Annotated in this window: 8 protein-coding genes; 7 read left to right on the forward strand and 1 reads right to left on the reverse strand. The window is 63.3% G+C overall.

The annotated features are described in order from the left end of the window. Positions 1-146: 146 nt before the first annotated feature. Entirely contained in the window at positions 147-2,969 is a 2,823-nt protein-coding gene (locus KGA88_RS25035; protein WP_223594910.1) for a LuxR C-terminal-related transcriptional regulator, read from the reverse strand. Positions 2,970-3,184: 215 nt separating this feature from the next. On the opposite strand from KGA88_RS25035, the gene KGA88_RS25040 reads away from it, so the two are divergent. The 7 genes from KGA88_RS25040 to KGA88_RS25070 all read left to right on the forward strand — a co-directional run bounded on the left by KGA88_RS25040 (position 3,185) and on the right by KGA88_RS25070 (position 13,105). Next, positions 3,185-3,988, forward strand: a complete 804-nt coding sequence (locus tag KGA88_RS25040; protein ID WP_223594912.1) for an enoyl-CoA hydratase/isomerase family protein — start codon at positions 3,185-3,187, stop codon at positions 3,986-3,988. Positions 3,989-4,039: 51 nt separating this feature from the next. Then, on the forward strand, positions 4,040-5,596 hold the full coding sequence (locus KGA88_RS25045; protein ID WP_223594914.1) for an acyl-CoA synthetase: 1,557 nt from the start codon (positions 4,040-4,042) through the stop codon (positions 5,594-5,596). 4 nt (positions 5,597-5,600) lie between these two features. Beyond that, entirely contained in the window at positions 5,601-7,124 is a 1,524-nt protein-coding gene (locus tag KGA88_RS25050) for an acyl-CoA synthetase (RefSeq protein WP_223594916.1), read from the forward strand. A gap of 219 nt (positions 7,125-7,343) precedes the next feature. Beyond that, on the forward strand, positions 7,344-8,483 hold the full coding sequence (locus KGA88_RS25055; RefSeq protein ID WP_150718276.1) for an acyl-CoA dehydrogenase family protein: 1,140 nt from the start codon (positions 7,344-7,346) through the stop codon (positions 8,481-8,483). A 28-nt stretch (positions 8,484-8,511) separates the two neighbouring features. Continuing rightward, a complete protein-coding gene (locus KGA88_RS25060; RefSeq protein WP_223594918.1) occupies positions 8,512-9,711 on the forward strand; it encodes a lipid-transfer protein in 1,200 nt (399 codons plus the stop codon). Between the two features lie 167 nt (positions 9,712-9,878). Then, positions 9,879-11,711 (forward strand): DUF1302 domain-containing protein, encoded by a 1,833-nt coding sequence (locus tag KGA88_RS25065; protein ID WP_223594927.1) that lies wholly within the window; start codon positions 9,879-9,881, stop codon positions 11,709-11,711. Between the two features lie 26 nt (positions 11,712-11,737). After that, a complete protein-coding gene (locus KGA88_RS25070) occupies positions 11,738-13,105 on the forward strand; it encodes a DUF1329 domain-containing protein (protein WP_223594929.1) in 1,368 nt (455 codons plus the stop codon). The last annotated feature ends 275 nt before the right edge of the window (positions 13,106-13,380 follow it).

Here is a 13,380-nt window from a genome sequence, read left to right on the forward strand (position 1 = left end):
GTGGCGGGCGGAAATTCAGAAGAACAGAGCGCGTAGTCCTGTAGGAGCGAGCTTGCTCGCGATGAACTCAAGGACACCGCGTTCATTCTGCGAGGGCGCGTTATCGTTGACGTCCATCGCGAGCAGGCTCGCTCCTACAGAGTGCTCTACAGGCCGGTATCGCTTTGCGATTCCAGATCCCGCACCCGCGCCACCGCTTCATCGCGGCTGCTGACGCCGAGCTTGCTGTAGATATGGCTCAGGTGCCATTTCACGGTTTCCGGGGACAGCCCCAGGGCGCGGGCGATTTTCTTGTTGGGCAGGGCCTGGGCCAGCAGGCGCACGACTTCGATTTCGCGCTCGCTCAGTGGCTCGATTCCGGCCGCCAGTGGTTTGCTGGTGGTCGCTGTCGCCGGCTTGGCCTTCGAGACCGTCGGGGCCGTGGCCTCGGCCGCCTGCAGGCGCTCGACGTAAAACGCCAGCACCGGGTCCAGGGCTTCACGGCTGGCGATATCGCCGATCAGTTTCAATGCATTCGGATGGGCGTCGAGCAGGCTGCGCACCAGGCCGAAGCGTTGGCCCCGGCGCAAGGCTTCCATGACCTTGTCCCGCGCCTGCTCATGGCGGCCCCGTTCGGTCTCGATCACCGCACTGAGCACCATCAGGCGTACCGTCCCAAGTTGGCGGCGGTGTTTTTCACACGTCTCGATCAACTGTTCGATGCGGATGGAGGCTCCGTCCAGGTCGCCCTGGGCGAGTTGCCAGCGAGCGCGGGCGTTCTCGGCCAGGATGTGGATTTCCTTGAGCGCCGTGTGCCCGGCATCCGGGTAACGCGCGTCGATGGCTTCCAGGCGCGCCAGCTTGGCCTGGGCTTGTGCGCTCTCCCCGAGAATCAGCAGCCAGCGCACCTGCCAGGTCAGGCAGTAGGCTTGCAGGCGCTCCAGGCCGAGTTTGATCGCGTACTCATCCAGGCGCTCGACAAACGCCAGGGCCTCCTGCTGGTTGCCCGCCAGCCATTGCACATTCCACAGCACTTGCAGCACACGCAGCACGGAATCGGGAATCGAAATCCGTTCGAGGATGTCGATCCAGCCCGAGAGCATTTTGAATGCGGCGTCGACATCGTTGGTCTCGTACAGCACCTCACCGAGCAGCGCGGCGGAGAGGTAGGTCGCGTCGGCACCGGCCTTGCCGCACTGGTTGGCCTCATGCAGCACGTCACGGTAAACCCGTTCCGCCTGGGTCATCTGGCCTTCGAGGGCCAGGCTCAAGCCAATCATGCAACGACCCTGAAGGCTGCCGGCGGTGGTCCCCAGCAGCGGCTGGCCATTGATCAGCAGGTTCGGGCGGTCGAGTTGTACCTGCCGGGCCTTTTCGTATTCGCCACGGTGCATGTACAGCCAGGACAGGATGTTGGCGCAGGAACCGATGGCCACGCTGTTGCTGCCCGGCGGCGGGTTGAGCAATTGCGGCAGGTCCGTCATGGCCGCGTCGGTGTCATCGCGTTGCAGGGCGAGGGAGGCGCGCAGCAGCGAGATCATGAAGCGGTCATGCACTTCGCTCTCGGGAACGTCGCGGAACAGTTGTTCGAGGCTGGCGGTGCAGGCCGCGAAATCCCGGGCATACAGCTGCATCCGCGTCTTCAGGATGCGCAGCTTGATCCGGGTCTGGACCTGCTCGACCGGCAACAGCCGCACCAGCTCGATCAACATGCGCAGGTCACCATGGGCGTACAGCGCTTCGGCGTGTTGTTCCACCAGGTCGGCGGCGGCAGCCGGGTCGCCGCCCATGACTGCATGGTGCACCGCTTCATCCAGGTGATTGTGCTCGCGGAACCAGTTCCATGCCCGCACGTGCACCGCTTGTTGCTCGGCCTTGCTGCGCGAGTCGAAATACTTGAGCAGGGTTTCGCGCAGCAATGGGTGCAGGCGATACCAGGTTTCACGCTCGGCGCTGTCGACCGGGATCAGGAACAGGTTGTCCCGCTCCAGCCGCGCCAGCAGCGCATTGGCGTCGTCGACCGCTTGCGGGTGACCGCTCAAGGCGGCGCACAACGAGGCGCAGAAGCGGTTGCACACGGCCATGAGCAGCAGCAGGTCGAGGTCGGTTGGCGACAGGTGGGACAGTACTTCGATTTCAAAGAACCGGGCGAAGGCCTGATTGTCCCGTAGCTCTGTTTGCACCGACGTGGTGTCCGTGACGGCGGGCGGGCGGTTCTTTTTGCGGCTGACGGCGAGCAGTTGCAGGCCGGCGACCCAGCCATCGGTCAGCTCGTGCATGAGCTTGGCGTCGCGGGCGTTGATCTCGCCCAACTGCGCCTTGAGGAACTGTTCAGACTCAACCGGGGTGAAGCGCAAGTCCCGCAGGTTCAGCTCCAGCACCAGCTCCTGGCTGCGCAACCGCGCCAGGGACAATGGCACGGCACTGCGCGACACCAGCGCCAGATGCAGGTTGGCCGGGGCGTAGTCGATCAGCCATTGCAGGGCCTGGTGAATGCCCACGTCGGTGAGGTGGTGCAGGTCATCGAGGACCAGCACCAGTTCGCGGCCCCGGCTGGCAATGCTGCGCACCAGGGTGATGACGGTGCGCTCCACGGCTTCGCTGTCGATGCCGCGACCTTCCAGTTGCGTGGCTTCACGCACGAGCAGCGGGTCGATCTGGCCGAGGCTTGCCAGCAGATAGTCAAGAAAACGCGTCAGTTCGTTGTCATCCGCCGACAGCGTCAGCCACGCCACGTCGAACCCCAACGGCAACAGCGCCTGGCGCCAGGCAATCAGGGTCGAGGTCTTGCCGCAGCCGGCCGGCCCCTTGAGCACGATGCAACGCAGGCGGCGGGCCTTGAGCATTTGATCCTGCAGGCGCTCGCGGGAAATCAGGCGTCCGGCGCTACGCGGCGGAATCAGTTTGGTGCTGACGATCGGGGACTGTGTCGGATTCAAGACCTGGCTCGCGATAGTGTCCGATGCATTGGACTTGCGGTGTTTGTCCATGGGGCTGTCCGAATCATTTTTGTTTTAAGAGGGCACGAATCCACTCGAGTGTAACCCAGAGCCCGCCAGTCATGACCCTGACTTGTGCATCCACCACCCGATGCGGGTGGTCGTCGGCGAATCACGGATTGATCTACTGGACGGCATAACAACAGGAGTGCCGCGTGGCGCTCCATCAAAACCGCGGAGCAGCAGTGGAGCGCAGGAGTTAGCCCATGGCCATTCAGTTCAAGATCATCGATCACGTGGCACTGATCACGCTCGATGCGCAACAGTCGAACAATGCGCTGAGCGCCAGCGACCTGACGCACCTGCGCAAGACCCTGGGTGCCTGCCAGGATGACGAGCAGGTGCGGGTCATCGTCCTGACCGGTGCCGGTGAGCGCGCGTTCTGCAGCGGTGCCAGCCACAAGGAATCGCTGCTGGCGGCATCCGGTTTTGTCGCCGGTACCCTCAAAAGCCGCGAGACCGAAGCCGAGGAGGGCGGCTACAGCCGGCTGTTCGACCTCAGCGACCTGGACATCTGGAAACCGGTGATTGCCGCCATCAATGGTGCTTGCCTGGGCGGCGGACTTGAGCTGGCGCTGCAATGCGATCTGCGCATCGCGTCGATCGGCGCCACGTTCGGGCTGCCCGAAGTGTGCGACGCGACCATTCCGGCTGCCGGTGGCGTGCAGTACTTGCTGCGGGCGATTCCAGCGGCCCACGCCATGAAAATGGCCCTGACCGGGGAGTCGATCAACGCCGAGGAGGCCTTGACGATTGGCTTGATCATCGAGCGCCTGCCCCAGGACCGTGTCCTGCCGGCGGCCCTGGCCCTGGCCGAACGCATTGCCGCCAACGGCCCGCTGGCGGTGCAGTCGATCAAGCGCCTGGCCCTGCAGACCGCCCACCTGGCCCCCCGGGACTTCGTCACCCTGGCCCATCTGCATTGGGGCCTGCTGCGCGACAGCGAGGATCACAACGAAGGGCGCATGGCCCAGGTCGAGCAACGTCTACCGAAATACACCGGCACCTGATCCGCAGCGTCGCGTTCGTTACCTGACAACAATAATTCACAGGAGCACCTCATGTATCTGACCCAAGGCCTGCATCGCATGCTGCAGCAAAGCCCTCATGCCCTGGCGACGGTCTTTCGCGACCGCCGCTGCACCTATGCCGAACAGGCCGACCGGGTGGCGCGCCTCGCCGGGGCCTTGCAGCAACTGGGCATGCACACCGGCGACCGCGTCGGCCTGCTGGGCCTGAACTCCGACCGCTTCCTCGAGTATTTCCTCGCGACCTGGTGGGGCGGCGGCGTGGTCAACCCGGTGAACATTCGCTGGAGCGTGCCGGAAATCGTTTATTCGCTGGACGACTGCGACACGCGCATCCTGCTGATCGACGACACCTTCCTGCCCATGGCCGAGGGCATCGCCAGCAGCGCCAAAGTGCGGCCGTTGCTGATTCACATCGGTGACGGGCCATTGCCGCAGGGCATGCTGTCGTACGAACAGCTGATCCGTGACGCCACGCCCGTGGACGACGCCTTTCGTGGCGGCGACGACCTGGCGAGCATCATGTACACCGGCGGCACCACTGGCCGGCCGAAGGGCGTGATGCAGTCGCACATGAACCTGTGGTCGGCCGCCGTGGCCCGTGCGGCCGATGTGCCAGTGCCGACGGACGCCCTGACCCTGCACATCGCGCCAATGTTCCACCTGGCGGCACTGTCACGGGTGATCCTGATTTCCCTACTGGGTCTGCCGAGCATTTTCGTCCCGGCCTTCGATGCGCTGGACGTGATGCGCACCATCGAGCGCGAGCGCATCACCGAAATACTGATCGTGCCGACCATGCTGCAAGCGCTGATCATGCACCCCGATTTCGCCAAGCATGACCTGAGTTCCCTGCAAAGCCTGACTTATGGCGCCTCGCCGATTGCCGTGCCCTTGCTCGAACTGGCCCTGAAAGCCTTGCCGAACGTCGAGTTCACCCAGGGCTACGGCATGACGGAAGCGGCGCCGCCGATTTCCGCCAACGGTCCGGAGAACCACAGCGCCGAGGGCATTGCCAATGGTCGCCTGCGCTCGGCCGGGCGGCCGGGGCTGGGCGTCACGGTGCGCATCGTCGACGAAAATGACAACGAAGTGCCATGCGGTACTGTCGGCGAAGTGGTGGTGCGTGGCCCGAACATCATGCTCGGCTATTGGAACAATCCCGAAGAAACCGCCAAGGCCTTGCGCGGCGGCTGGATGCACACCGGTGACGGCGCCTACATGGACGCGGATGGCTTTATCTACATCGTCGACCGCTTCAAGGACATGATCGTCAGCGGTGGCGAGAACGTGTATTCCGGCGAAGTGGAAAGCGCTATCGCCAGCCACCCGGCGGTCGCCGCCTGTGCGGTGATCGGCATTCCCTGTGCCCAGTGGGGCGAAGCCGTGCACGCGGTGGTGGTGCTCAAGCCGGATAACGAGGTGGCAAGCACCCAGATCATCGAACACTGCCGTCGCCAGATTGCCGGCTACAAGACCCCGAAATCCGTGGAGTTCCGTACGGCGTTGCCGCTGTCCGGCGCGGGCAAGGTGCTCAAGCGCGATCTGCGCGAACCGTTCTGGGCCGGTAAAGACCGGGGCGTGAGCTGACAGCATGTACATGACCCAATGCCTGCAACGCACCCTGCAACAGGACCCGGAACACCTCGCCACTATCTTCGGTGACCGCCGTCAGACCTATCGCGAATTTGGCGAGCGCGTCGCGCGCCTGGCGGGGGCCTTGCAGACACTGGGCATGGCGGCCGGTGACCGGGTGGGCATGCTCGCGCTCAATTCCGACCGCTACCTGGAATACATCATGGGCGTGTGGTGGGGCGGCGGGGTGCTCAACCCGGTGAATGTGCGCTGGAGTGTGCCGGAGATTGTCTATTCGCTGGACGATTGCAGCACCGGCATCCTCATCGTCGACGAACACTTCACTGCGCTGGCCGAAGGCATTTGCGCCAGGGCGCGTCGTGCGCCGCTGTTGATTTACGCGGGGGACGGTGACGTGCCGGCCGGCATGCTGGGTTTCGAGCAACTGATTGCCGAATCCGCGCCGGTCGAGGACGCCGGGCGCGGCGGTGAAGACCTCGCCTGCATCATGTACACCGGCGGCACCACCGGGTTTCCCAAGGGGGTGATGCAGTCGCACCTGAACCTGTGGTCGGCGTGCATGCCACGCATGGTGGACATGCCGCCGATCCGCGACGGCCTGCTGATGCATGTCGCGCCGCTGTTCCATGTCGCCGGCATGGCCCGAGCGTTGATCCAGTTTCTGGCCGGCGAAAGTCATGTGCTGGTGTCGAGTTTCGATCCGCTGCAGACGTTGCAGATGATCGAGCGCGAACGGGTCACCGAGACGTTGCTGGTGCCGACCATGATCCTCGCGCTGTTGGCTCATCCCGACTTCGCCAACTATGACCTGAGCAGCCTGAAACGCCTGACCTACGGCGCATCACCGAGTGCCGGGGATATGGTCGAGCAAGTGCTGGCGAAACTGCCGGACATCGAGCTTTCACATTCCTACGGCCTGACCGAGGCCTGTCCTGTGGTGTCGAGCAACCTGCCATGCAACCACACGCCAGAGGCGCGCATCAGCGGCCTTTCACGCTCGGTGGGGCGTGGCGGCCTGGGCGTCAATGTGAAGATTGTCGACCCGCAAGGCCAGGAGGTTCCGCGCGGCACGGTAGGCGAGATCATCGTGCGCGGGGCGAACATCATGCAGGGCTACTGGAACAAACCCGAGGAAACCGCCAGGGCGTTGCGCGAGGGTTGGCTGTACACCGGCGATGCGGCGTGGATGGACGAGCAGGGCTATCTGTTTATCGTCGATCGCTTGAAGGACATGATCGTCAGTGGTGGGGAAAATGTTTACTCGGCGGAAGTCGAGAATGTCCTCGCGCGGCACCCGGCCGTGGCGATGTCCGCGGTGATCGGTATTCCCCATGCGCAGTGGGGCGAGGCGGTGCATGCGGTGGTGGTGCGCAAACCGGGTGCCCGGGTCGATGAAGAGCAACTGCGCCTGCATTGCCGCGAATTCATCGCGGGCTACAAGTGCCCCAAGAGCGTGGAGTTCCGCGATGAACTGCCGCTGTCGGCGGCCGGCAAAGTCCTCAAGCGCGAACTGCGTATGTAGGAGCGAGCTTGCTCGCGATGGACGTCAACGAAAACGCGTACTGCCTGAATTGACGCGTCGTCCTTGCGTCCATCGCGAGCAAGCTCGCTCCTACAGGGAGCCGTGTTTCAAACCTTCTATTTCGCTACCCGATCCGGGTGGCTTCACCACCCACCCGCATCAATACAGTGGACTCACGAACCAGGCGCTTGTCTGCCTGGCAATCCACTGGAGATTCCGATGCACATCAACCGTACCGTCTACCGTGAAGACCACGAAATGCTGCGTGAAACCGCGCGCCGTTTCTTCGAGCGTGAATGCCTGCCCAAGCAGGCGCAGTGGGACGAGGCCGGGCAGGTCGATCGGGAAACCTGGCTCAAGGCCGGGCGCCACAACCTGTTGTGCCTCACCGTACCGACCGAATACGGCGGTGGCGGCGGTGACTTCGGGCACTCGGCGGTGCTGATCGAAGAGCTCTATCGCTCCGGGGTCTCAGGCTGGAGCCTGGGCGTGCATTCGGACATCGTCGCGCCGTACATCGTGCGCCTGGGCACCGAGGAGCAGAAGCAGCAATGGCTGCCGAAAATCTGCTCCGGCGAAACCGTGCTGGCGGTGGCCATGACCGAACCGGGCACCGGCTCCGACCTCAAGGCGATCCGCACCACCGCCGTGCGCGACGGTGACGAATGGGTGATCAACGGCAGCAAGACCTTCATCAGCAACGGCCTGACCTGCGACATGGTCGTGGTGGTGTGCAAGACCGACCCGAGCGCGGGCGCCAAGGGTTGCAGCCTGATCATGGTCGAGTGCAATCGCGAAGGCTTCCGTCGCGGGCGCAAGCTGGAGAAGGTCGGCCAGCACGCGGCCGACACCGCCGAGCTGTTCTTCGACGACGTGCGTGTGCCAGTCGGCAACCTGCTCGGTGAGGAAAACAAGGGCTTCATGCACCTGATGGAAGAGCTGCCGCAAGAGCGCCTGGTGATCGCCCTGTACAGCGCCGCCAAACTCGAACGCCTGCTGGAGCAGACCGTCGAGTACGTCAAGGATCGCAAGGCCTTCAACCAGACCGTCTGGGACTTCCAGAACACCAAGTTCAAGCTCGCCGACATCAAGGCCAAGGCCACCGCCGTGCGCCTGACCATCGACCACTACATCGCCGAACACATGCGCCGGCGCCTGACCGTGCAGGAATCGGCGATCGCCAAGCTGTACGCCACCGAGACGCTTTGGCAATGCATCGACGACATGGTCCAGCTGCACGGCGGCTACGGCTACATGCTCGAGTACCCGATTGCCCGCGCCTTCGTCGACATGCGCGTGACGCGCATCTTCGGTGGCACCAGTGAAGTGCTGCGCGAACTGATCGCGCGCCAGTTGTGATCCTTCCCCCTCATTTCCAGGTGACACCATGAGCGAAAAAGTACTGGTTGCCGGCGTCGGCATGATCCCTTTCCGCAAGCCCAGCGACAGCCCGAGCTATGTGCAGATGGGGGCCGAAGCGGTGCGTCGCGCCCTGGCCGATGCCGGCATCGACTACAACCTGGTGCAGGAGGCGTACGCCGGTTACGTCTACGGCGACTCCACCTGCGGGCAGACCGTGCTGTACGAAGTGGGCATGACCGGGATTCCGGTGGTCAACGTCAACAACAACTGTGCCACCGGTTCCACGGCGCTGTACCTGGCGCGCAAGGCCATCGAATCCGGTTCGGCCGATTGCGTGTTGGCGGTGGGCTTCGAGCAGATGCAGGCCGGCGCGTTGAAGTCTCACTGGGACGACCGCCCGCCAACCCGTGAGCGTTTCCTGCCGATCCTGCGCGGCCTGACTGCCGACATGGAAGGCATGCCCCAGGCGATCCGCACCTTCGGCGGTGCCGGGCGCGAGTACATGGACAAATACGGCACCCGCATGGAGACCTTCGCCGCTGTGCGCGCCAAGGCCAGCCGGCATGCCGCCAACAACCCGCTCGCCTTGTTTCGCAAGGTGCTCAGCGTCGAAGACGTGATGAACGACCCGGTGATTCTGCCAGGCGTGATGACCCGCCTGATGGCCTGCCCGCCAACCTGCGGTGGCGCGGCGGCGATCCTGGTGTCCGAGCGTTTTGCCAAGAAGCATGGCCTGCGCCGCGACGTGGAAATCGTCGCCCAGGCGATGACCACCGACACCCCCGAATCCTTCAATTTCGAAAAACCCTCGATGCTCGATTGGGTCGGCACCCACATGACCCACGCCGCCGTGGGCCAGGTCTACGAGAAGGCCGGCGTCGGCCCGCAAGACATCGATGTCTGCGAGCTGCATGACTGCTTCGCCCAGAACGAAGTGATCTGCTACGAGTCGCTGGGTTTCTGCCCCGAGGGCGGCGCCGAGAAGTTCGTCATGGACGGCGACAACACCTACGGCGGACAGACCGTGATCAACCCGTCCGGCGGCCTGCTTTCCAAGGGCCATCCCTTGGGCGCCACCGGCCTGGCGCAGTGCTACGAGCTGACCCAGCAATTGCGCGGCAATGCCGAGCAGCGCCAGGTCGACGGTGCACGCCTGGCCATGGCGCACAACCTCGGCCTGGGGGGTGCCTGCGTGGTGACGCTGTACGGAAAAACCGGCGGGTGAATGTCACCGAGCGTAACGCCCGGCGAGCACTGCGCTCACCGGGCTGTTACGTCGGACCCAACCCGGCGAACAACACCGTTTCAAATCACCCGTTCGGGTGTGAGGAGCGGACCACAGCCCCACTAGCATGGGCTCTCCAACACTTAATCCTTAACCGGAGAAACCGCATGACAACAAAAACAATGCGCGGAGTCTTCCAGCCGAGTCTGCTGGCCGTCGCTGTGATGGTTGCCGCTTGCGCGAGCAATCAGGCTCACGCTGTTGATTTCAACATCGGGGAAATCCAGGGCAATTTCGATTCGTCGCTGTCGATCGGTGCGAGCTGGTCGACGGCTGATCCAGACAAGCAATTCATCTCCAACTTCAACTCCCAGGGTGTCACCGGCGGCAAGTCCTCGTCCCGGACCACCGATGACAATCGCCTGAACTTCAAGAAGGGTGAGACCTTCTCGAAGATCTTCAAGGGCGTGCATGACCTGGAGCTGAAGTACGGCGACAGCGGCGCCTTCGTGCGCGGCAAGTACTGGTACGACTTCGAGCTGATGGACGAGAGCCGTCCGTTCTATGACATCAACGACTCAGGACGCGACCGTGCGGCCAAGTCGTCCGGCGCGATGTTCCTCGACAGCTTCGTCTACCACAACTACACGATCGGCGATCAGGTCGGCAACGTGCGCCTGGGCAAGCAAGTGGTGAGCTGGGGCGAGAGTACCTTCATCGGCAACTCGATCAACAGCATCAACCCGATCGACGTCGCGGCACTGCGCCGCCCGGGCGCGGAAGTGAAGGAGGGCCTGATTCCGGTCAACCTGCTCTACGTGTCCCAGGGCTTGGCCGACAACATCACCGCCGAAGCGTTTTATCAGCTGCAATGGGACAAGTCGGTGGTGGACAACTGCGGCACGTTCTTCGGCAGCGACGGCGTACCCCAAGGCTGCGACGACCGCCTGGTGATCGCCGGTCTCGACCTGCCGCCGGGCGTGGCGAAGAACACCGGTGGCTTGGCAGCCATTGCCGCGGGCACCGATGACGCCTTCATTCCGCGCCTCAAAGACAACGATGCACGCGACAGCGGTCAGTACGGCCTGGCCTTGCGCTGGTACGTGCCAGAGGCCAATGACACCGAGTTCGGTGCCTACGCGATGAACTACCACAGTCGCAGCCCGTTCCTCAGTATCAACCAGATGAGCAACCCGGCCGGTGGCGTCGCTTCGGCGCGCAGTGCCCGCTACTTCATCGATTACCCGGAAGACATCCGCCTGTATGGCTTGAGCTTCCAGACCAACGTCGCCGGCGTCTCGCTCGGTGGCGAAGTCAGCTACCGGCCGAACATGCCGCTGCAACTGAACACCGCTGACCTGCTGTCTTCGGCAACCTTCGGTGCGACGTCGCCGCTGATCACCACCGGTTTCGCCGGACGTACCCTGGGTGGCGAGGTCAATGGCTACAAGCGCATGCCGGTGACCCAGGCACAGGTGACCGCCACGCAGTTCTTCGATCAGGTCTTCGGCGCCAGTCGCCTGACCCTGGTGGGCGAGGTGGGTTACAACAAGATCAACGGCCTGGGCAAGGCGGACGGCACGGACTTGCGCTTCGGTCGCAGCCCGGCCTTCGGTTCCGGTGAACTGCCGGGTGCTGTGGGTGCCGCCACTTGCCGTGGCACCGCAGCGGGCCTGCCCAACGCCAGCAACCCGGCGCAGGAATGCAACAACGATGGTTTCTACACCAGCAGCAGCTGGGGCTATCGCCTGCGCGGCAAGCTCGATTACCCGAACGTGATCGCCGGCATCAACCTGTCGCCGAACATCGCCTGGTCCCATGACGTCCAGGGCTACGGCCCGAACTTCGATGAAGGCTCCAAGGCGGTCAGCGTCGGTGTCGATGCCGACTACCAGAACACCTACACCGCCAGCCTCAGTTACACCAACTACTTCGGTGGCGATTTCAATACCAACGTCGACCGCGACTATGCCGCGCTGAGCTTCGGCGTGAATTTCTGATGCAACCCTGCCAGAGGAACCTGAACATGAACGCACGTTTAATGCTGCGCGCTGGCGCACTGAGTCTGTCATTGCTGGCCAGCGGTGTAATGGCCGCTGTTACCCCGCAGGAAGCCGCGCAACTGGGTACCACTCTGACGCCACTGGGCGCGCAGAAAGAGGGCAATGCCAACGGCAGCATTCCTGCCTGGACCGGTGGCCTCAAACCCGGTGCGGCGGCACTCGACAATGGTTTTCTCGGCGATCCGTTCGCCGGTGAAAAACCGCAGTACGTGATCACGGCAACCAACGTCGACCAGTACAAGGACAAGCTGACCCCCGGCCAGCTGGCGATGTTCAAGCGCTACCCGGACAGCTACAAGATCCCGGTGTTCAAGACCCAGCGCACCGCAGCCTCGCCGCAGAACATCTATGACATTGCCAAAAAGAGTGCGGTGACCACCGAACTGACCCCCGATGGCAACGGCCTGGAAAACTTCACCCAGACCCGCTATTACCCGTTCCCGATTCCAAAGAACGGTGTGGAGGTGTACTGGAACCACACCAACCGCTATCGCGGCGGCAACATGGAACGCATAGCGGCCCAGGCCGCTCCGCAAACCAACGGGTCTTATTCCATCGTCGAGTACGAGGACAAACTGGCCTTCCCGCAATTGATGGAAGGCGTCGATGCCGGGCAGGCCGACAACGTCCTGTACTACTACAAACAGGAAATCACCGCGCCGTCACGCATGGCCGGCAGCGTGATCCTGATCCACGAGACCATCGACCAGGTCAAGGAACCGCGCCTGGCGTGGGTCTACAACGCCGGTCAGCGCCGGGTGCGCCGTGCTCCGCAAGTGGCGTATGACGGGCCGGGCAACGGCTCCGACGGCATGCGCACCGCCGACAACACCGACATGATGAACGGCGCGCCGGATCGTTATGACTGGAAGCTGGTGGGCAAACAGGAACTGTACATCCCGTACAACAACTACAAGTTGCAATCGCCGAAGGTGAAATACGACGACATCATCAAGCCGGGGCACATCAACCAGGACCTGACGCGTTATGAGCTGCACCGCGTCTGGCACGTGCAGGCCACGCTGAAGCCGGGGCAGCGCCACGTGTACGCCAAGCGTGACATGTACTTCGACGAAGACACCTGGCAACTGGCCGAAGTCGATCACTACGACGGTCGTGGCCAGCTATGGCGTGTCGCGGAAGGTTATGCGGTCAACGATTACGAGCGTGGTGCGTCGAACTTCGCCATGCTCGGCATCTACGACCTGATCGCCGGGCGCTACAACGTGTTGGCGATGACCAACCAGTCCAGGCATGCCACCACCTACGGCATGACCGCGAAAATGACTGACTTCACCCCGGCGGCGCTGCGCAACGACGGCATTCGCTGACCGCTTGTCCCGCTTCGCACAACGCCCTGCTTGCAGGGCGTTGTGCGTTGATACCCACCTGATGCGGGTGGCGCCTGAACAGCCGACTGGCCCAATGATGGAGTTCACTTTCCATCCATGAGGTCCGCCATGTTGGTGCCACGACCGCATCTGTGCGACGTACTCGAGAGCAAACTTTGCCGCTTGCAACTGCTTTGCGCGCCTGCCGGGTATGGCAAGACGTCGGTTTTGCAGGAGTATTTGCAGGGTGTCGCGACGGTGGGGCGGGTGGTGTG

Origin of the sequence: Pseudomonas sp. A-R-19 (genome assembly GCF_019956575.1) — a bacterium.
Classification (GTDB): domain Bacteria; phylum Pseudomonadota; class Gammaproteobacteria; order Pseudomonadales; family Pseudomonadaceae; genus Aquipseudomonas.